Below are 19,263 nucleotides of genomic sequence, written 5' to 3'. Positions count from 1 at the left end.
TACTTTTGAAACTTGTTGTATATCAAGATTTAAGAATAACTTATCTGTTTTTACTATTTCTATTTTTTTCATATTAAATTCGTTTTTTATTATTTTTTTAGAATAAAGACTAGCGCTATTCTGCGTTCATGTTTTGAACATTTCATATTTTTTGAGGGATTATCTCATGCGTTTTTCTCAGTTAAAAGTCGGGGTTATTGCTGCACTTCTTTCAGTTTCATCATTTGCAGCTCAAGAATTTTTAAACGTCTCTTACGACCCTACTCGTGAGTTATATACAGATTTCAATAAACAGTTCGGTACTTACTGGAAACAACGTACTGGTCAAGATATTGAGTTTAAACAATCACACGGTGGTTCTGGTAAACAGGCACGTGCTGTTATCGATGGCTTAAATGCAGATGTAGTGACATTAGCACTTGCAGCAGATATCGATGAAATTGCTGAAAAAGCAAAATTACTCCCAACGGACTGGCAGAAAAAACTGCCACAAAACTCAACCCCATACACCTCAACAATTGTGTTTTTAGTGCGTAAGGGTAACCCTAAACAAATTAAAGACTGGGCTGATTTAATTAAACCAGGCGTAGAAATTATTACACCAAACCCAAAAACTTCTGGTGGCGCTCGTTGGAATTATCTTGCAGCTTGGGCTTGGGCAAAACATCAACCAAGTGGTAATGATGCAAAAGCACAAGAGTATGTTCGTCAAATTTATAAACATACTAAAGTCCTAGACTCGGGTGCTCGTGGCGCAACCACTACTTTTGCTGAACGTGGCATTGGTGATGTGTTACTGGCTTGGGAAAATGAAGCACATTTAGCGCTTCGCGAACAGCCGGGCAAATTTGAAATTATTACCCCTTCTCTTTCGATCTTAGCTGAGCCTCCAGTTGCAATTGTTGAAAAGAATGCGACTAAAAAAGGCAATCTCACGATTGCAAAAGGTTACCTCAACTACCTGTATTCACCAGCTGGCCAAGAAATTGCAGCACGTAACTTCTACCGTCCACGTAATGCAGCCGTTCTTAAGAAATACAGCAATGTATTTAAGCCATTGAAGCTTGTAACCATCGACAAAGAATTTGGTGGTTGGACGAAGGTACAAAAACAACACTTTGACAATGGTGGTGTTTTCGATCAAATCGTGAAAATCAATAGTACAGAGAAGTAATTCTTTGTACTAAAGATAAGGAGAACAGACATGATTCACACTGTAATTGTTCCGGGTGTAGGTGGAAGTGAACATCAGCATTGGCAATCTTGGTTGCAGCGTCAACTCGTGTCTAGTTCTCGTGTTGAGCAAAAAAACTGGGATAGACCAGTATTAAGTGAATGGGTTGAACAATTCGTTAAAACAGTTCAAGTAGCGCAAGCTCCTGTACAAATTGTTGCGCATAGTTTTGGTTGCTTAACCAGTGTTGCCGCTTTAGCTGAATATCCAGAGTTAAAGAGCCAAGTTAAGAAACTTATTTTGGTTGCTCCAGCAAATCCAGCACGCTTTGGGGAAGCTGGTTTTGCCCGCCATAGTTTGACCGACTACAAAGCATATTTTCATCAGTTAAAAATTGATGTCCCAACATCTCTGCTCATTAGTGAAAATGATCCTTGGCTCGGCTTTTTTGATGCTTTACAACTTGCTAAGTCGTGGAAATTAAATCCAGTTAATCTTGGTGAAGTCGGCCATATTAATGTTGCTTCAGGTTTTGGACCATTTCCAGATTTGCTGAATTATCTGATTCCAGAAGATTCGATGTGTAGTCACTCATCTATCGACCCGGTAAAAACTCATTTCTCTTTGAAATTTGCTTAATACCCATCTTTATATCGCACCGTTTATCTTTATTTATTCGCTTACTGATTTCAGCAGGCTTTTCTCTTTGAGGAAATATCATGTCGCAGCGATCCCGAGTGCTGCCTGGGTTTGGTCTATCTTTGGGCTTCACCCTCGCCTATGTGTCTTTTATTGTGCTTATTCCATTAGCCGCAGTCTTTATCAAATCATTTGGAATTGGATGGGACGGATTATGGGAAATTTTAACGTCTGAACGTATTTTAAAATCGCTTCAACTCAGTTTTAGTTCAGCTTTAATAGCAGCATTTATTAATGTTGTGTTTGGCTTACTTCTGGCTTGGTGCCTTGTACGTTACAACTTCCCGGGGAAACGTCTGGTTGATGCATTAGTCGATCTACCTTTTGCTCTTCCAACTGCAGTTGCAGGTATTGCACTTACCTCACTCTATGCACCTACTGGCTGGATTGGTCAATATCTAGAGCCCCTAGGCATTCAGGTTGCATATAGCCCAATCGGTATTACGTTGGCATTGGTATTCATTGGCATTCCATTCATTGTAAGAACAGTTCAACCAGTACTCAGTGATATCGAAACTGAGCTTGAAGAAGCAGCTTCAGCACTTGGCGCAAATCGCTGGCAGACAATTACTAAAATTATTTTACCGATATTACTACCAGCTCTGTTCACAGGTTTTGCTTTAGCATTTGCCCGCGGTGTGGGTGAATATGGTTCAGTTATTTTTATTGCGGGTAACCAGCCGTTTAAAACAGAAATTGCTCCACTCATGATCATTTCACGTCTTGAAGAATATGATTATGCAGGTGCAACAACGATTGCTGCGGTCATGTTAGTTCTCTCTTTCATCATTTTATTTGCCATTAATTTACTTCAAGCGTGGGCAAACCGTCGTACAGGGAGAAATGTCACATGAACCTACATACTGACAGCAATGCACTCGCGTTTAAATTGCAATCACGAGATGCGACACGTGAACCAACTTGGGTACGTTACACGCTCATTACCGTGGCTCTAATTTTTTTCTTAAGCTGCTTGATGTTGCCCCTCATTCTGGTTTTTGTAGAAGCATTTAAACAAGGACTTGAGGTCTATGTTCAAGCGTTGATTGATCCAGACACGCTCTCGGCAGTGAAATTGACCTTATTAACCGCAGCAATTGCTGTACCAATTAACGTGATATTTGGTGTTGGCGCTGCATGGGCTGTCTCTAAGTTCCAGTTTAGAGGTAAGGCAATTTTAACCACCATCATTGATATGCCTTTTTCGGTTTCACCTGTTATTGCAGGTTTAATGATTGTGTTGATTTTTGGTGCGCAAGGCTGGTTTGGCGGTTGGTTAATGGATCATGACATTAAGGTTTTATATGCCGTACCTGCAATTGTTTTAGCAACCATCTTTATTACTGTTCCATTTGTCGCACGTGAGTTAATTCCACTCATGGAGGCTCAAGGAACTGAAGAAGAAGAAGCAGCGATTGTACTCGGTGCATCAGGATGGCAAACCTTTTGGAAGGTCACTCTACCAAACATTAAATGGGGTTTAATTTACGGCGTGATTCTATGTAATGCCCGTGCAATGGGTGAGTTCGGCGCAGTATCTGTAGTTTCTGGCCACATCCGTGGTGAAACCAATACCCTCCCACTTCATGTCGAAATTTTATATAACGAGTACACCTTTAGCGCAGCATTTGCCGTGTCCTCATTACTTGCTTTCTTAGCCCTATTAACACTGGTATTGAAAACGTGGTTAGAACTACATCAAGACAAACCAGAACCACATTCAACTGATTCGTAAGGAATGAAATCATGAGTATTCAAGTTAAAAATATTGAAAAACACTTTGGTGCATTCCATGCGCTTAAAAATATTTCCCTAGATTTTCCTGAAGGTGAACTGGTTGCCCTACTCGGCCCATCTGGTTGCGGTAAAACAACCCTACTTCGTATTATTGCGGGCCTAGAGTCGGCTGATGGCGGTCAAGTGTTACTTGAAGGCGAAGATGCAACCAATGTACATGTGCGTGAGCGTCAGGTCGGCTTTGTATTTCAGCACTATGCTTTATTCCGTCACATGACGGTATTTGACAATATTGCCTTTGGTTTACGTGTTCGTCCACGTGCAACACGTCCTTCAGAAGCTGAAATTAAAAAACGTGTGACTCGTTTACTTGATCTAGTTCAACTTGGATTTTTGGCAGACCGCTACCCTGCTCAGCTTTCGGGCGGACAACGTCAACGTATTGCTTTAGCTCGCGCCTTGGCAGTAGAGCCACGAGTATTATTACTTGATGAACCATTTGGTGCGCTAGATGCCAAAGTTCGTAAGGAATTACGCCGCTGGTTACGCAACTTACATGATGAATTGCATATTACTTCAATTTTCGTAACCCACGATCAAGAAGAAGCACTTGAAGTTGCCGATCAGATTATTGTAATGAATAAAGGTAATGTAGAGCAGATTGGTTCACCTCGTGAAGTTTATGAAAAACCATCAACACCATTTGTATTTGATTTCTTAGGTCAAGCAAATCGTTTTGAAGGTGAAAACACAGGCGGTATTATCCGTATTGGCAATGACCGTATTCAATTACCAACGTTAGTTGAGGCGCCTCAAGGAAAAGTGATTGCTTTTGCCCGTCCAGATGAGTTACATATTCACTCGCAACCGCAGGCTAATACTATTGAAGCGACTTTTGTACGTGAAATCTGGATTGCTGGAAAAGTTGTGGCGGAATTACAAGACCGTAATGGACGTTTAATTGAGATTGCTCTAAGCAATGAAGCTGCAAAATTACATGCGTTTAAACCGAATCAAACCGTTTGGATAAGTGCATCTCAACTGCACTTATTTGCAGATCAAGTTGCTTAAGAAATATATTTGGTAAGGAAAAGTGTGAATGAACTTTCAACAATTAAGAATTATCCGAGAAACTGTACGCCAAAACTTTAACTTAACCGAAGCATCAGCTGCGCTCTACACGTCTCAATCGGGTGTAAGTAAACATATTAAAGATTTAGAAGATGAGCTAGGTGTACAACTTTTTATACGAAAAGGTAAACGTCTTTTAGGTTTAACCGAACCAGGACAATCTCTTCTTGGCATCGTTGAACGCATGTTAGTTGATGCTGAAAATATTAAACGTCTTGCGGAAGACTTTAATAAAGTTGATGAAGGGACATTAACGATTGCGACGACCCATACTCAGGCACGTTATGTACTGCCTCCAATCGTCAATCAATTTAAGAAGTTATTTCCTAAAGTTCATTTGATTTTACAACAAGCCAGCCCTGTTGAAATTTCAGAAATGCTCTTACAAGGTGAGGCTGATATTGGAATTGCTACAGAGTCTTTAACGACTGAAGAAAATCTAGCAAGTATTCCTTACTATCAATGGCAACACAGTATTATCACACCGCAAAATCACCCTTTAGTGAAGGCAGACAAGATTACGCTTGAACTTTTAGCGGACTATCCACTCATTACTTATCATGGCGGCTTTACTGGTCGATCTAAAATTGACAAAGCCTTTGAAGAAGCTCACCTTGATGCAGATATCGTAATGTCAGCTCTTGATGCGGATGTTATCAAGACTTATGTCGAATTGGGCATGGGAGTCGGAATTGTTAATGCCGTAGCTTACGACACAGAGCGTGATCATCGTTTAAAACAAACTAAAACTGATATTTTTGGTGTCAATACAACATGGATTGCGGTTCGTAAAGGTCATCTATTACGCGGTTATGGTTACGAGTTTATTTCTTTATGCTCACCTGATGCCGATATTAAAGCCCTTAAGAAAATTGCTTATCCAGATGAATAAAGATTCAAAAATAAATAAAAGAGCTTTTTAGCTCTTTTATTTTATTAGAAGCAAAAAAAAACGAGCCGAAGCTCGTTTTTTTTGTATTTATTACCAGAAGAAGTTCACACCAACTTTACCAACTGGTAACCATTGGTATTTATCGTCATTCGCGATTTTATTTTCTTCTGCACGTAAGTCTTTATCAAAGTCAGCACCGTTAACATTAACAAATGTACCATTTGATTTAAGATTTACACTTGGGTTACCTGTGTAATATGCACCAACCTCACCAAATACACCCCAGTTCTTATTGATCTTAGGTGCAAAACCCAAACCTACATAAGGGGCAATATCATTTTTATAACTTAATTTACCATCAACTGAACCATTAAAGTTATAATTATTACCATTTACTTTAATAGTACCGTCTTGTGAACGTTTGCTTAAATCATAATCATTATCAAGGTATGCTGCACCAGCTGCTACATATAAGCCTTGAGCCCAACGGTTAGTGCTTGCACCCCAAGGACGAATTTCAGCATTCAAATAAACGTTGTTATTATCCATATCAACGTCATATTTCGTACCATTAATTGATAAGTCATCTCGCCAAGAAATGTCACCACCATTATAACCAAGTGCCAAACCTACATATGGGTTTGCTTGCCACAATAAAGCACCGCCGTAACCAGTTGTACCTACCTCAGCACGCGCCCCCACAGGAATTAATTGGTTTTTGTCAAATGCATAGCTGTCATGAACAACTGCTTCATCTGCCATTGCTGCTCCAGCAGCGAATAAAGCAGTAGTTGTTACTAATACACGTAATACTTTCATGGTTTTCTCCTCAAAAAGGCTCTGTTTTTAATTTATTCATCTTGTGACTGAAATCATAATAAAGACAGCTTAGATTCTTTTTTATACAAAAAATGCTAGATTTCTGTTATTTTTTGATACAAATTGAGTTAAATTTTTATTTTCTAATCATTTTTGTGTAAAAAACACTTGATTATCTAATAAGCTTAATTTCATTTAACCCATTTATAGCAGCAATTAAACGTAACACGTTTTTTCAAAGATTCTTGTCACAAATTAGTGTAAAATCTTTAAAATTTTTTATGGAAGGAAGATCATGTCTCAGCTTTCTACGATCATTGAGCAAGCATTTGAAGACCGCGCAAACCTTACTGCAGCAGATTGCCCAAGCGAAATTCGCCAAGCTGTTGAAGAAGCAATTGCTGGTTTAGATAACGGTACACTTCGAGTTGCTGAAAAAATCAATGGTGAATGGGTTGTTCACCAATGGTTAAAAAAAGCTGTTTTATTATCATTTAAACTCAATGACAATAAACCAATCGAGTCATGTGATCTTCGTTTCTACGACAAAGTTGAAACTAAATTCTCTGGTTGGACTGAAGAACAATTTAAAGCAGCAGGTGTTCGGGTTGTTCCTCCTGCTGTAGCACGTCGTGGTAGCTTCCAAGCTAAAAACGTAGTGTTAATGCCATCTTATGTCAACATCGGCGCTTACGTAGATGAAGGCACAATGGTTGATACATGGGCAACTGTAGGTTCATGTGCCCAAATCGGTAAAAATGTTCACTTGTCTGGTGGTGTAGGTATCGGTGGTGTTTTAGAACCATTACAAGCTAACCCAACCATTATTGAAGACAACTGCTTTATCGGTGCGCGTTCAGAAATCGTTGAAGGCGTTATTGTTGAAGAAGGCTCAGTAATTTCAATGGGCGTTTTCATTGGTCAATCGACTAAAATTTATGACCGCGCAACTGGCGAAATCCATTATGGTCGCGTTCCAGCAGGTTCAGTTGTTGTAGCAGGTAGCTTGCCGTCTGCTGATGGTAAATACAGCTTATATGCTGCAATTATTGTGAAAAAAGTTGATGCACAAACACGTGCAAAAACAAGTTTGAACGATTTGTTACGCGCTGACTAATTTCAGTTTGATCAAACATCTCTACGGTCAACACTGATCGTAGAGATTTTATTTTTTATATAGTGTGGTATTTCTAGAATGGCTTCCTTACGTTCCTCTGCAATTCCTGTCTCAGACCCTGCGTCCGGTTTACGCATTACCGAGATTTTTTACTCGTTGCAGGGTGAAGCAAATGCCTCTGGCCTACCGACTGTATTTATTCGTCTAACGGGCTGTCCATTACGTTGTAGCTATTGTGATACCACTTATTCTTTTGAAGGTGGTGAACGTTTTTCACTTGAGCATATCATTGAAACAGCTACACAATTTCAAACACCTTATATTTGTGTAACTGGTGGTGAGCCACTTGCACAGCCAAACTGTTTGATTTTATTACAACGTCTATGTGAAGCTGGCTTTGATGTTTCTTTAGAAACCAGTGGCGCGCTCGATGTCTCAAAAGTAGATTCGCGTGTTTCTAAAGTTCTCGATTTAAAAACTCCAACTTCTGGTGAGGAACATCGTAACCTCATCAGCAATCTTGATCATTTGACTGCGCATGACCAAATTAAATTCGTCATTTGTAACCGCGAAGATTATGAATGGTCAAAGCAACAAGTTGAAAAATATCAACTGCATAAAAAAGTCAGTACCGTTTGGTTCTCCCCTGCCTTTGCAGTTGAAAAAGGTGCTGTTGGCCTGCCACGTCTAGCACGTGATCTGGCACAGTGGATACTGGATGATAAATTACCCGTTCGTTTCCAACTTCAGTTACATAAACTGCTGTGGAATGACGAATCAGGTCGCTAATCACTCAATAAAATAAATCATTCCGAATATGGAGAAAAATATGCGCCCTCGTGCCATTGTTTTACTTTCAGGCGGCTTAGACTCAACCACTTGCCTAGCTTGGGCACAAGCACGCTATGAATGTATTGCTATTAGTTTTATGTATGGTCAACGCTCAACCACTGAACTCGATGCAGCAAAAGCATTAACTCAACGTGCAGGTGTTGAACATCGTGTAATTAATATTGATTTGGCTAATTTAGGTGGATCTGCACTTACAGACCACAACATTGCCGTACCAGAACAGTTACAAGAAGGTATTCCTGTAACTTATGTACCAGCACGTAACACAATTTTTCTTTCATATGCCTTAGCAGCAGCAGAAGTATTCAATGCTGAAGCGATTGTTATTGGTATCAATGCCGTTGATTATTCAGGATATCCTGATTGTCGCCCTGAATTTATTGACGCTTTTGCCAATATGGCACGTTTAGCAACAAAAGCTGGCGTGGAAGGAAAACCACTTAAATTTGAAACACCCCTGTTACATTTATCCAAAGCGAATATTATACGTTTAGGGATTGAACATGGCGTAGACTATAGTCAAACGGTATCTTGCTACCAAGCAGATGCTCAAGGACGTGCGTGTGGTAAATGTGACAGTTGCCGTTTGCGTAAAGAAGGCTTTATCGAGGCCGGTGTTGCCGACCCAACACGCTATATACCGTAATAAGTAGGTAAAATTTATGAAGTTGTTAAAATCAAATCTTATTCTTTCATCTTTGTTTTCAACTGTTGCTCTTATGGCTGGTGCAGCACATGCTGCGGAAAACCCAGTACAAGCAGCATATAAAAGTACTAACGTTAAAGGTGCATTAGTTAACGTTTGTAAAGATCAAACAGCTAAAGGCGGCAAACTAAGTTCATCTGAAGTTAGCAAATTCTGTAGCTGCCAAGTTGAAGCACAAGGTAAAGTAACTGAAGCACAAAAATGGGAAATCCAAAGTGCAATCAATGCGAAGAAAAGCCCAAGCTCTCTAGGATTTGTACAACAACAAAACCGTGATCTTAAAGCATGTTTCGGTCCTCAGTTAACAACTAAGCTTGAAAAATTAACTGAAGATGCTATGAAAGCAGCTCAACAACAAGCTCCTAAAAAATAAGCTTTTGTTATTCCAAATTAAGCCTGCATTTATGCAGGCTTTTTTGTAGCTCTGTTAAAATAAAATCGATCTTGACCAATTCATTTGAAATAAATCATGCAAGAACAATGGAAAACCAACGCAATTAACAAACAGTCTATTGTCTCATTTAGTGGGGGTAAAGACAGCTCCCTTGCACTCTACCATTCAATGCAAACTGGTACGGTTAGTGGACTCATCGTCATGCTGGAAGAACAAGGCCAGCGCTCTCGTTCACATGCTATGCCACTTGATATTATTCAAGCACAAGCTAAAGCAATCGGCCTACCCGTATTTATGACCTCATCAAGTTGGAATGACTATGAAGCTAAATTTATTGAATTACTAACTCATGCAAAACAACAAGGTGCCGAGGTACTCGTTACAGGTGACCTTGATATGCCTGAACATGAGTGTTGGCATGATCGGATCACTCAACAAGTAGGACTCAAATTAGGCATGCCTCTTTGGCTACGTCCACATCGTGAGGTTGTTGAAGAGTTTATCAATCTTGGTTTCCGTAGTGTCATTGTGACAGTGAACTTAAAACTAGGCATGAAAATTGGAGATCTAGGGAAAACTTTAACCTTAGAATATATCCAAGAACTTGAGAATCGCGGTATTGATCCATGTGGTGAAGGCGGTGAATTTCATACAACTGTGATTGACGGTCCAATTTTTAACAAACCAATTCCTGTAAGAAAGCTCGATATTGTTTATCATGAAGAATATGCTTTTTTACCACTTGAATTAGATCAAATTTAGCTTTTTGAAGGATGAGAAATGACTGAGAATATTCAATTACCAAATCAGGTTTTCCCTACTACCCACGGTGAAGTGAACTTGGCCGAGGTCGAAAATGAATGGTTAATCATTTATTTCTACCCAAAAGATTCAACCCCTGGATGTACAACACAAGCAGTCGGTTTCTCTTGTTTAAAAGACCAATTTGAAGCTTTGGGTACACGTATTTTCGGTGTTTCACGCGACTCGGTAAAGGCACATCAAAACTTCACTGAAAAACAAGCGCTCACGATTGACCTCATTAGCGACAAAGAAGAAGTACTTTGTAATCATTTTGATGTTATTAAAGAAAAAAATATGTATGGCAAAAAAGTTATGGGAATTGAACGCTCTACTTTCATTTTCCATAACAAAACCTTAGTTAAAAGCTACCGTAAAGTCAAAGCAGCAGGACATGCTGAACAAGTACTTGAAGACCTAAAAGCCCTTCAATCGGCTTAATAAACGTATGCAATAAAAAAGCGGGTATCGAACTCGCTTTTTTATTGCAAAGAATTGCTCAATAATTTTACTTTGGCGTATGATAAAAACATTAGAATAATTATTTTAAGGCGTTCACATGAGTCTACTCAAAAATTACTCTTTACTGCCTTTGACTCTTTTTATCTGCGCATGTAGTGCAAATACATTACCAATGCCAACTGGCACCACCCCACCAATTGCTCAAATTCAGAAAAATTCCAATGAAATAAGCTGCCAAGATTTACAGAATCCGGCTTATCAACAAGCCATACTTAATACAATTAACCAGATCCGCCAACAATCACGCCAGTGTGGTCAACAATTTTTCCTTGCTGCTAAACCGCTGAGTTGGAATAATAATTTATATAAAGGTGCACTTTCTCATAGTGAAGATATGGCAAAACATAACTTTCTCGGACATGTGAGTTCAACAGGACTAGACTTAAAAGCACGTTTAAAACGCTATAATACTCTCGGTAAAGCCAATGGTGAAAATGTCGCTAGTGGCCAGAAAACTTTGAGTGAAGTTATGTCTAAATGGCTGCCGAGTCCCCTACATTGTAGTAATCTAATGAATCCCAAATTTACAACTTACGCAATCGCTTGTGCTTCTGATCAGTCTGTAAAGCAAAAGAGCTATTGGACTCAACAATTTGGTACACGTTAAAAGGAAAAAATGATGCAATCAGGTTCAATCACCCCAATTTTAAGAATTTTTGATGTTGATTTGGCCCAATCATTTTATCTTGAATTCTTAGGTTTTCAACTTGATTGGCAACATCAATTTGAAGATAACTTTCCGTTATATCTACAAATTTCCAAAGATGATTGCGTTATTCATTTATCTGAGCATTTTGGAGATGCAAGCCCACATAGCGCAATCCGCATTTATTGGGAACCTATTTATGAGTTGCATAGCGAATTGAGTCAAAAAGATTATAAGTTCGCCAAACCTCAGGTTGAAAAAACAGATTGGGAAACACTTGAACTCAGTATCACCGATCCGTTTTCCAACCGAATTATCTTTTGGGCAGATGCTTAAGCTATATGCTCTTATTCAAACTCATCTAGATTAGAGAGATCGTCCTCTTCAAATCGTTTCTGCAATTGCTGATAAACACGTGTTTTTTGAAATTCATCCAAAAACTGAATGGTTCCTACAGGAAAAAATTCAGTTTGGATTTCACCACGATAATAAGCCTCACGCATCGGAGTAGCTGAAATAGAATCTTTTAAACTATCGAGTTCAACCATAATCCATTCAGGGAAAAGTTTTAAATAATAAGAAGACTCATCTTTAAAATGTCCAATCAAACCTACTTTTGAGTTCGGTTCAATCACACCATTCACTAAAGATTTGACTTGTTTCACCCATTTTTCATCATTATAAACATCAACCACATGCACAAATTTAATACGCTTTTGCTCATCTAATGAGAAATTAGATAAAATCATTTGCTCTCGTTCAATCGCAAGAAATGGATTTTTAATATTACGTTCCATTTGCGCAGAGCCTAATGCCAAAACCACATAGTGGCTTTGCTGTAAGGCAATTTCAATTGTCTGCATATGAGCCAAATGAAATGGTTGAAAGCGACCTATAAAAACGAGATAGTCAAATTTATACATAATTAGATTTTCACTTTTTATGAACTCATCAGTAACGCTCATTACAAAAAATATGCGCCATAATGAGAACCTAAAAATTAACAACGTGGTTTAAAGCAAGGATAGTACGATGACACTTAGCTGTATTCAACAACCTCATCAACATTTAAACGCAAATTTAGAAGGTGGCGTACTCACCTTAGCCATAAATCGCCCAGATGCAAAAAATGCATTGTACGGCGAACTTTATTTATGGATTGCCAAAGCACTGAATGAAGCCGATCTCAATAAAGAAGTTAGAGTAGTCGTTCTACGCGGTGTAGAACAAGATTTTACAGCTGGCAATGACATGAAAGATTTTATGGGTTTTGTACAAAATCCTAACATCGGCCCAGCAGGAGAAGTCCCACCATTCGTTTTACTTAAAGCCGCTGCCAAATTATCAAAACCACTTATCATTGCGGTAAAAGGCGTTGCAATTGGTATTGGCGTTACAATTTTATTGCATGCAGATCTGGTTTTCGCTGACAACACCGCTCTTTTCCAAATTCCATTTGTAAGCCTAGGTCTTTCTCCTGAAGGTGGCGCAAGTCAATTACTGGTTCAACAAGCTGGCTACCATAAAGCAGCTGAGCTTCTATTTACTGCGAAAAAGTTTAATGCAGAAACTGCGGTGCAAGCAGGTTTAGTTAATGAAGTGGTTGAAGATGCTTATGTTTCAGCTCAACAAACTGCTCAACAATTAACGGCCTTGCCTCTTGCATCATTGAAACAAACCAAAGCACTCATGAAGCATAATTTAGAACAGATTATCGAATGTGTTGATCATGAAGCTGAAATCTTTATGCAACGTGTGCGCTCACCGGAAATGCTAGAGGCTGTTCAAGCATTTATGCAAAAACGTAAACCAGATTTCTCTCAGTTTAATTAAAATCAATTTCTATGATTTGAATAAACTCAAAGGCAGGCTCTTCATAAGGATGGCTTGCCTTTAATGCTTTCGCTACCGCATTTGCTTTTTCTTCAAGCACAATTGTTTCAACACGCCACTCATCAACTTGTTCAAGTTCATCTAGCTGCCCGATATAAGGATCAGCTCCCTTAACTGGCTTAAACTGCCCTATTCCTTTTACTTGCCATGCGCAGTGTTCATAATTACCGATACCACCTGCACCAGCAGAGAAAATGGCTTGTTTAGTTAACTCAAGATGTGACTCAGGTACGTAATAAATCAGCTTTAACATAACAAGAATGACTCAAAACTTTTATGAACAAGGTTTAGATCATACCGTTAAGAAAGCTTTAGAAGCAAAGTCAGCTCATCATTGCTAAATAATTTACTCCAATAAATAAGATTTGAATGGCAAGCGCTAAACCGAACCAGTGCCAGCCCTTATCTTTTTTATAAAACGTTCTTATGTGATATTTGTTTTTCATCATTTTGATCTCCGATTTTTATCGTTGTTACAGAGAAAGCAAAAATTGAACCAACCTCGAACCAAGCATACGGGGATAAATAGCTCTATGTCTATAGTCTCATAAGTTGTCTAAAACGCTTAAAAGAACAGCACTCATCCATATGCAACTCTTAGTCTGAAGAAAAGTTTAAAATTCAGTAATCTATCTTCATCTTTATAATTTTAAGCATCCGATTTCTTTAAATATCTATTCTCATATATTGTCATAGCAAAAGCTAAACCACACAAAATCACAAAACCACAGGTCATTGGAACTAATGTACCGTTATATAACTGCCCAATGATAGAAGCAAGAATAAGTGACAGTACAGAGGAAGCTGCACCAATAATAGCCGATGCCATTCCAGCAACATGTCCCATCGGTTCCATTGCAATCGCATTTAAATTACCAAAGAGGGTTCCAAACAATAAAAACAAAATGCAGGCATAAAGCATAAACATCCAAAATGATACCGTTACACCCGCAAGTTGAATCAACAAGAAAATCAAAGAAATTAAGCACAGTCCAAGAAAGCCATAAATACAGATTGGACGCATACCAAACTTCATGACAATTTTAGAGTTTGTAAATGATGCGATTCCCATCACACCCGCAAGTACAGCAAAGTAAGCACTAAACTCTTGCCCTGTTTTACCAAACTGCTGCATAAATATTTGCTGTGAAGTTCCTAAATAACCAATAAATCCACCAAAACAGAAGCCAGCACACAATAGATAGCTCATGGTGGTTTTATTACTTACGACCTCTTTAAAGCCTTCCTTAAATGCTTTTATACGCATAGGTAAACGATTTTCGGGAAGTAAAGTCTCTTCTAGTCGTAAAGCGACCCATGCTCCCACAACTGTGGCATAGACCATATATAAAACAAAGATTTCACGCCAACCAAAGAAATAAATAATGAGTTGTCCTAAACTCGGTGCAATTGCTGGAGCAACCATAAACACCATCATAATTAAAGACATGATGCGAGCCATTTGAGCTCCGCTGTATTTATCTCTAACGATTGAAATAGAGGCAACATAAGGCCCTGAAACACCGATACCTTGAATAAAGCGCCCGACTAAGAACCATTCAAAACTTTGTGTGGAAAAGCACAATAAACTTCCCAGAAAATAAATAATAATTCCTGTGAATAAAATCCGTTTGCGTCCAATAGCATCGGATAACGGTCCCGCAATCAGCTGTCCGATTGTCATTCCAGAAAAAATACCAATGATGACCCATTGCGACTGGTTATTATTTTTTAATTCAAAAATACGTCCAATCTCACCTAAAGCAGGTAAAACTGCATCAATAGAAAAAGAAACAATCGACATAAGTAATGCCATGAGCAAAGCAAACTCACGGAAATGGATTTTTGATTTCATTTTTCTTCTCCACTATTTTTAATATTCTATTACACATAAATAAGCCACCTTACGGTGGCTTATTTCAATCGTTACATTAACCAATAAACTTACGTGCATTACGGAACATACGTAACCATGCACCGTCTTCAGTCCACTCTTCTGGTTTCCAAGAATGCTGAAGCGCACGGAAAGTACGCTCAGGGTGTGGCATCATAATCGTTGCACGACCGTCTTTAGAAGTCACACCAGTAATTGCTTCAGGTGAGCCATTCGGGTTCAATGGATAGTGCTGAGTTGGGTTACCAAGGCTGTCAACATAACGTAATGCCACTTGGTTACCTACATTTAAGCTTGCAAGATCAGTTTCACTTACAACTGCACGACCTTCACCATGTGCAACAGCAATCGGTAAGATTGAACCTTCCATACCATCAAGCAATACAGAAACAGATTTTTCAACACGAACGTTTACGCTACGAGCTTCAAAAACTTCTGACATATTGCGGTGGAAACGTGGCCAGTGTTCAGCACCTGGAATAAGTGGCGCTAATTGTGACAACATTTGGCAACCATTACAGATACCTAAGCTGAACGTTTCGTCGCGATGGAAAAATTGTTCAAACTGATCACGTAATTTAGCGTTGAACAGAACTGATTTTGCCCAGCCACCGCCAGCGCCCATTACGTCGCCGTAAGAGAAACCACCACAAGTCACTAAACCTTCGAAATCACTTAGGCTTACACGACCAGCAAGTAAATCGCTCATGTGTACGTCAATCGTATTAAAGCCAACTTTGTCAAAAGCTGCTGCCATTTCAATATGACCGTTTACACCTTGCTCACGCAAGATTGCCATATTTGGGCGACGTGTGTTGATAAACGGCGCTTCAACAGGTTCATTCAAGTCGAATGTTGGTTTAGCAATCAAACCTTGGTGCGCATTATCAGTAATTAATGAAAATTCCTGATCAGCAGTTTCTACGTTATCACGTAGACGTTGGATCTGATGAGATACCTCAGACCAAGCTTGTTGTAATTCAGCACGATCTAAAGTTAAGCCATTTACAGATAATTGATCTGTGTTGTTTACGCAACCAACTACAGCAATTGCATCTTTCAAGCTAGAAGCAGCAATTTCTGCTTGTAAAGCTTCCCAATCAGTTGCTTTGATTTGAAGTACTGCACCAATTTCTTCTGCAAACAAACTTGCTTGAGTTTGGTCTTCTAATGCAACACCTAAACGCGCGGCAAACATCATTTCAGCTACAGAGGCTAATAAACCACCATCACCGATGTCATGGTAAGCCTGAATCAAGCCACGGTTGTTCCAGTCTTGGATTAAAGCAAAGAACGCTTTGAAATCATCAAAACTATCAACGTCAGGAGTGATTGAACCAATTGCTTTATATACTTGCGCAAGAATCGAACCGCCTAAACGGAACTGACCTTTAGATAAATCAATACGTACAAGTACTGAATCTTCTAGATTTTTAAGTTCAGGTGTTAAGGTCTTACGAACATCAGTCACAGGAGCAAACGCAGTGATTACACCTGTCATTGGAGAAGTTACAGCTTTATCTTCACCGTCGTCATTCCAAGTTGTGCGCATTGAAAGTGAGTCTTTACCTACTGGAATCGCAATTCCTAAAGCAGGACACATTTCCATACCAATCGCTTTCACGCCTTCAAACAATGCTTGGTCTTCGCCTTTTTGACCAGCAGCAGCCATCCAGTTTGCAGAAAGTTTGATATCACTAATTTGTTCAATGTTCGCACATGCAATATTGGTAATTGCTTCAGCAACTGCCAAACGAGCAGATGCCGCTGGATTTAACAATGCAACTGGCGGACGTTCGCCCATTGCCATTGCTTCACCAGTGAAACCTTGCAAACTTGTTGTCGTTACTGCTGCATCTGCAACAGGAACCTGCCAACGACCAACCATTTGGTCACGTGCAACCATACCTGTAATTGAACGATCGCCAATGGTAATCAAGAATGATTTAGACGCAACTGTAGGGTTTTTCAATACGCGGAAAATCGCATCTTTCAAATCAACTTTTGAAGCGTCGAAATCATCACCACTACGTTCAATAGTTTCATAAGAACGTTGCATACGTGGTGTACCACCAAGCATTACTTGCATTGGGATATCAACTGCATCATTTTGGAACAATGGATCTTCAACTGTTAAGTGACGTGCTTCAGTTGCTTCACCTAACACAGCAAATGGGCAACGTTCACGGGCACAGATTGCTTCGAACTGATCCAAAGATTCTGGACGAATTGCGAGAACATAACGTTCTTGTGCTTCATTTGACCAGATTTCCATTGGGCTCATGCCCGGCTCTAATGAAGGAATCTTACGAAGATTAAGTACAGCACCTAACTCATGATCATTCACAAGTTCAGGCATAGCATTTGATAGACCACCAGCACCAACGTCGTGTACAGAAACGATTGGGTTGAAGTCTTCTAAACGCCAGCAAGTATCAATCACTTCTTGACAACGACGTTCCATTTCTGGGTTTTCACGTTGTACAGATGCGAAATCAAGGCTTTCACCCATTGTACCGCTATCTACAGAAGATGCAGCACCACCACCAAGACCGATTAACATTGCAGGGCCACCCAATACAATGAGTAAATCACCTGGTTGAATCGCATCTTTTTCTACATGGTCAGGACGGATATTACCGTAACCACCAGCAATCATAATTGGCTTGTGGAAGCCTTTCACTTCACCATTTACATTCTGTTCGAAAGTACGGAAATAACCATTTAAAGCAGGACGGCCGAATTCATTGTTAAATGCCGCGCCACCTAATGGACCTTCAATCATGATTTGTAATGGCGATGCCATACGTGAAGGTTTACCGTAGTTTTCTTCCCAAGGTTGTTCAAAACCAGGAATGTTTAAGTTCGAAACTGTAAAACCTGTTAAACCCGCTTTTGGTTTACCACCACGGCCTGTTGCACCCTCATCACGGATTTCACCGCCTGAACCAGTTGCAGCACCAGCAAATGGAGAAATTGCTGTTGGGTGGTTGTGGGTTTCAACCTTCATTAAAATATGAGCAGCTTGGCTCTTATATTTATAAACGAAGTGACCGTTTTCATCCGCTTTCGGATAAAAACGCATCGTGTCATAACCTACAATCACTGAAGCATTATCTTTGTATGCCGATAACACATCAGTTGGAGATTCTTTATAAGTGTTTTTAATCATCTGGAACAATGATAATGGTTGTTTTTCACCATCAATTGTCCATTCAGATCCAAAGATTTTATGACGACAGTGCTCAGAGTTTGCCTGTGCAAACATCATCAACTCGATGTCATTTGGATTACGACCCAGCTTACCGAATGCCTCGGTTAGGTAATCAATTTCTTGTTCAGATAACGCAAAACCGAACTCATTATTCGCCTTAACCAAAGCTTCTTTGCCTTGACCTAAGATATCAATTGAATTTAATGGTTTTGGTGCCGTTTCTGAGAATAATGCTTTTGCATCATCAATTTGAGCAAAAACTGTTTCTGTCATACGGTCATGAAGTACTTGTTTAACTTCATTAGAAAGTTCAGAAACACCTTTTAACGTAAATAAAAGGCCACGTTCTAAACGATGCACTGGCGTATTACAGTTTTTGAAAATATCAGTTGCTTTAGAAGACCAAGGTGAAATAGTACCCACACGTGGTGTAACTAAAATCTGAATCTCATCACTTGCAGATTGACGAAGTTCAAAAGACTCACCGTCATTCAATAATTGCAAAGCAGATTGATGTTGCTGCTCGTTGAGCGCTTGATCAAACAAATAGACCCATTGGCTGTCAAAAGATTGAACAGAACTAATTGACGATAAACGTGTTAATAGTTGAGCTTTCTTAAAAGAAGAATGTGCTGCTGCACCGGCCACGATAAACATGTTGATTTTGGCTCCACGGGCAGGTCTTGTGAACCTTACCGCAATGTGACTTTAGAGAGAGCGCATATTCTACTGCTTCTTGCTAAAATCAGCTAGATGTAGAATCAGTATTCTG

Annotated in this window: 21 protein-coding genes; 15 read left to right on the top strand and 6 right to left on the bottom strand. The window is 39.4% G+C overall.

Annotation, left to right across the window (positions count from 1 at the left end; translation table 11 throughout):
- The first annotated feature begins 166 nt into the window (after positions 1-166).
- From ACB088_RS02270 to ACB088_RS02245, 6 genes are all read left to right on the top strand, one after another.
- Positions 167-1,174, top strand: coding sequence for a sulfate ABC transporter substrate-binding protein (locus tag ACB088_RS02270; RefSeq protein ID WP_375037886.1), 1,008 nt, complete (start codon positions 167-169; stop codon positions 1,172-1,174).
- A gap of 30 nt (positions 1,175-1,204) precedes the next feature.
- The gene (locus ACB088_RS02265) at positions 1,205-1,813 is read left to right on the top strand and encodes an alpha/beta hydrolase (protein ID WP_056481452.1); all 609 of its coding nucleotides are present in this window, start codon (positions 1,205-1,207) and stop codon (positions 1,811-1,813) included.
- A gap of 80 nt (positions 1,814-1,893) precedes the next feature.
- Positions 1,894-2,727, top strand: a complete 834-nt coding sequence (cysT, locus tag ACB088_RS02260; protein ID WP_003650283.1) for a sulfate ABC transporter permease subunit CysT — start codon at positions 1,894-1,896, stop codon at positions 2,725-2,727.
- Positions 2,724-3,608: a sulfate ABC transporter permease subunit CysW gene (cysW, locus tag ACB088_RS02255; RefSeq protein WP_375037885.1), complete on the top strand. Its 885-nt coding sequence runs from the start codon at positions 2,724-2,726 to the stop codon at positions 3,606-3,608. The genes cysT and cysW overlap by 4 nt, the downstream gene beginning before the upstream one ends.
- Before the next feature lie 11 nt (positions 3,609-3,619).
- Positions 3,620-4,681 carry a sulfate/molybdate ABC transporter ATP-binding protein gene (locus ACB088_RS02250; RefSeq protein WP_375037884.1) on the top strand — a complete coding sequence of 354 codons (1,062 nt, stop codon included), beginning with the start codon at positions 3,620-3,622 and terminating at the stop codon, positions 4,679-4,681.
- Between the two features lie 28 nt (positions 4,682-4,709).
- Complete coding sequence (locus tag ACB088_RS02245; protein ID WP_003650277.1) at positions 4,710-5,633, top strand: CysB family HTH-type transcriptional regulator; 924 nt, start codon at positions 4,710-4,712, stop codon at positions 5,631-5,633.
- A 90-nt stretch (positions 5,634-5,723) separates the two neighbouring features.
- Here ACB088_RS02245 and carO read toward each other — a convergent pair whose 3' ends face one another.
- The gene (carO, locus tag ACB088_RS02240; RefSeq protein WP_375037883.1) at positions 5,724-6,452 is read right to left on the bottom strand and encodes an ornithine uptake porin CarO type 4; all 729 of its coding nucleotides are present in this window, start codon (positions 6,450-6,452) and stop codon (positions 5,724-5,726) included.
- Positions 6,453-6,747: 295 nt separating this feature from the next.
- Between carO and dapD the strand changes: the two genes are divergently transcribed.
- The 8 genes from dapD to ACB088_RS02200 all read left to right on the top strand — a co-directional run bounded on the left by dapD (position 6,748) and on the right by ACB088_RS02200 (position 11,826).
- On the top strand, positions 6,748-7,569 hold the full coding sequence (gene dapD / locus ACB088_RS02235; protein WP_004643678.1) for a 2,3,4,5-tetrahydropyridine-2,6-dicarboxylate N-succinyltransferase: 822 nt from the start codon (positions 6,748-6,750) through the stop codon (positions 7,567-7,569).
- 78 nt (positions 7,570-7,647) lie between these two features.
- Positions 7,648-8,358 (top strand): 7-carboxy-7-deazaguanine synthase QueE, encoded by a 711-nt coding sequence (gene queE, locus ACB088_RS02230; protein WP_017387867.1) that lies wholly within the window; start codon positions 7,648-7,650, stop codon positions 8,356-8,358.
- A 40-nt stretch (positions 8,359-8,398) separates the two neighbouring features.
- Positions 8,399-9,067 (top strand): 7-cyano-7-deazaguanine synthase QueC, encoded by a 669-nt coding sequence (gene queC, locus ACB088_RS02225; protein ID WP_004643680.1) that lies wholly within the window; start codon positions 8,399-8,401, stop codon positions 9,065-9,067.
- A gap of 16 nt (positions 9,068-9,083) precedes the next feature.
- Complete coding sequence (locus ACB088_RS02220) at positions 9,084-9,500, top strand: hypothetical protein (protein WP_003650267.1); 417 nt, start codon at positions 9,084-9,086, stop codon at positions 9,498-9,500.
- A 96-nt stretch (positions 9,501-9,596) separates the two neighbouring features.
- Positions 9,597-10,283, top strand: a complete 687-nt coding sequence (locus tag ACB088_RS02215) for a diphthine--ammonia ligase (RefSeq protein WP_375037882.1) — start codon at positions 9,597-9,599, stop codon at positions 10,281-10,283.
- A gap of 18 nt (positions 10,284-10,301) precedes the next feature.
- Positions 10,302-10,763, top strand: coding sequence for a peroxiredoxin (locus ACB088_RS02210; protein ID WP_017387864.1), 462 nt, complete (start codon positions 10,302-10,304; stop codon positions 10,761-10,763).
- Between the two features lie 118 nt (positions 10,764-10,881).
- Positions 10,882-11,451 (top strand): CAP domain-containing protein, encoded by a 570-nt coding sequence (locus ACB088_RS02205; RefSeq protein ID WP_375037881.1) that lies wholly within the window; start codon positions 10,882-10,884, stop codon positions 11,449-11,451.
- Positions 11,452-11,463: 12 nt separating this feature from the next.
- The gene (locus tag ACB088_RS02200) at positions 11,464-11,826 is read left to right on the top strand and encodes a glyoxalase superfamily protein (RefSeq protein WP_004643686.1); all 363 of its coding nucleotides are present in this window, start codon (positions 11,464-11,466) and stop codon (positions 11,824-11,826) included.
- Between the two features lie 11 nt (positions 11,827-11,837).
- Here ACB088_RS02200 and ACB088_RS02195 read toward each other — a convergent pair whose 3' ends face one another.
- On the bottom strand, positions 11,838-12,413 hold the full coding sequence (locus ACB088_RS02195) for a nicotinate-nicotinamide nucleotide adenylyltransferase (protein WP_375037880.1): 576 nt from the start codon (positions 12,411-12,413) through the stop codon (positions 11,838-11,840).
- A gap of 109 nt (positions 12,414-12,522) precedes the next feature.
- Here ACB088_RS02195 and ACB088_RS02190 point away from each other — a divergent pair, with 109 nt between their 5' ends.
- Positions 12,523-13,323, top strand: a complete 801-nt coding sequence (locus ACB088_RS02190; protein WP_003650247.1) for an enoyl-CoA hydratase-related protein — start codon at positions 12,523-12,525, stop codon at positions 13,321-13,323.
- Here the strand turns inward: ACB088_RS02190 and ACB088_RS02185 are convergent.
- From ACB088_RS02185 to purL, 4 genes are all read right to left on the bottom strand, one after another.
- Positions 13,316-13,636, bottom strand: a complete 321-nt coding sequence (locus ACB088_RS02185) for an NGG1p interacting factor NIF3 (RefSeq protein ID WP_375037879.1) — start codon at positions 13,634-13,636, stop codon at positions 13,316-13,318. The genes ACB088_RS02190 and ACB088_RS02185 overlap by 8 nt on opposite strands.
- Before the next feature lie 70 nt (positions 13,637-13,706).
- Complete coding sequence (locus ACB088_RS02180; RefSeq protein ID WP_375037878.1) at positions 13,707-13,832, bottom strand: KGW motif small protein; 126 nt, start codon at positions 13,830-13,832, stop codon at positions 13,707-13,709.
- 200 nt (positions 13,833-14,032) lie between these two features.
- Positions 14,033-15,238, bottom strand: a complete 1,206-nt coding sequence (locus tag ACB088_RS02175; RefSeq protein ID WP_375037877.1) for a multidrug effflux MFS transporter — start codon at positions 15,236-15,238, stop codon at positions 14,033-14,035.
- Positions 15,239-15,314: 76 nt separating this feature from the next.
- Positions 15,315-19,148, bottom strand: coding sequence for a phosphoribosylformylglycinamidine synthase (gene purL, locus ACB088_RS02170; protein ID WP_375037876.1), 3,834 nt, complete (start codon positions 19,146-19,148; stop codon positions 15,315-15,317).
- Between the last annotated feature and the right edge of the window lie 115 nt (positions 19,149-19,263).

This window comes from Acinetobacter sp. RW6 (genome assembly GCF_041956835.1).
GTDB lineage: Bacteria > Pseudomonadota > Gammaproteobacteria > Pseudomonadales > Moraxellaceae > Acinetobacter > Acinetobacter calcoaceticus.
Note: the sequence above shows the minus strand (reverse complement) of the source record. Positions and strands in the feature narration are given on the sequence as shown.

Excerpts from the sequence above, each read along its gene's own strand:
- ACB088_RS02185 (WP_375037879.1), bottom strand. The coding sequence starts at position 13,636 with ATGTTAAAGCTGATTTATTACGTACCTGAGTCACATCTTGAGTTAACT.
- ACB088_RS02250 (WP_375037884.1), top strand. The coding sequence starts at position 3,620 with ATGAGTATTCAAGTTAAAAATATTGAAAAACACTTTGGTGCATTCCAT.
- ACB088_RS02270 (WP_375037886.1), top strand. The coding sequence starts at position 167 with ATGCGTTTTTCTCAGTTAAAAGTCGGGGTTATTGCTGCACTTCTTTCA.
- ACB088_RS02210 (WP_017387864.1), top strand. The coding sequence starts at position 10,302 with ATGACTGAGAATATTCAATTACCAAATCAGGTTTTCCCTACTACCCAC.
- cysT (WP_003650283.1), top strand. The coding sequence starts at position 1,894 with ATGTCGCAGCGATCCCGAGTGCTGCCTGGGTTTGGTCTATCTTTGGGC.
- ACB088_RS02195 (WP_375037880.1), bottom strand. The coding sequence starts at position 12,413 with ATGTATAAATTTGACTATCTCGTTTTTATAGGTCGCTTTCAACCATTT.
- ACB088_RS02265 (WP_056481452.1), top strand. The coding sequence starts at position 1,205 with ATGATTCACACTGTAATTGTTCCGGGTGTAGGTGGAAGTGAACATCAG.
- ACB088_RS02175 (WP_375037877.1), bottom strand. The coding sequence starts at position 15,238 with ATGAAATCAAAAATCCATTTCCGTGAGTTTGCTTTGCTCATGGCATTA.
- queC (WP_004643680.1), top strand. The coding sequence starts at position 8,399 with ATGCGCCCTCGTGCCATTGTTTTACTTTCAGGCGGCTTAGACTCAACC.
- ACB088_RS02205 (WP_375037881.1), top strand. The coding sequence starts at position 10,882 with ATGAGTCTACTCAAAAATTACTCTTTACTGCCTTTGACTCTTTTTATC.
- carO (WP_375037883.1), bottom strand. The coding sequence starts at position 6,452 with ATGAAAGTATTACGTGTATTAGTAACAACTACTGCTTTATTCGCTGCT.
- dapD (WP_004643678.1), top strand. The coding sequence starts at position 6,748 with ATGTCTCAGCTTTCTACGATCATTGAGCAAGCATTTGAAGACCGCGCA.
- ACB088_RS02215 (WP_375037882.1), top strand. The coding sequence starts at position 9,597 with ATGCAAGAACAATGGAAAACCAACGCAATTAACAAACAGTCTATTGTC.
- ACB088_RS02180 (WP_375037878.1), bottom strand. The coding sequence starts at position 13,832 with ATGATGAAAAACAAATATCACATAAGAACGTTTTATAAAAAAGATAAG.
- ACB088_RS02190 (WP_003650247.1), top strand. The coding sequence starts at position 12,523 with ATGACACTTAGCTGTATTCAACAACCTCATCAACATTTAAACGCAAAT.
- ACB088_RS02200 (WP_004643686.1), top strand. The coding sequence starts at position 11,464 with ATGCAATCAGGTTCAATCACCCCAATTTTAAGAATTTTTGATGTTGAT.
- ACB088_RS02220 (WP_003650267.1), top strand. The coding sequence starts at position 9,084 with ATGAAGTTGTTAAAATCAAATCTTATTCTTTCATCTTTGTTTTCAACT.
- purL (WP_375037876.1), bottom strand. The coding sequence starts at position 19,148 with ATGTTTATCGTGGCCGGTGCAGCAGCACATTCTTCTTTTAAGAAAGCT.
- cysW (WP_375037885.1), top strand. The coding sequence starts at position 2,724 with ATGAACCTACATACTGACAGCAATGCACTCGCGTTTAAATTGCAATCA.
- ACB088_RS02245 (WP_003650277.1), top strand. The coding sequence starts at position 4,710 with ATGAACTTTCAACAATTAAGAATTATCCGAGAAACTGTACGCCAAAAC.
- queE (WP_017387867.1), top strand. The coding sequence starts at position 7,648 with ATGGCTTCCTTACGTTCCTCTGCAATTCCTGTCTCAGACCCTGCGTCC.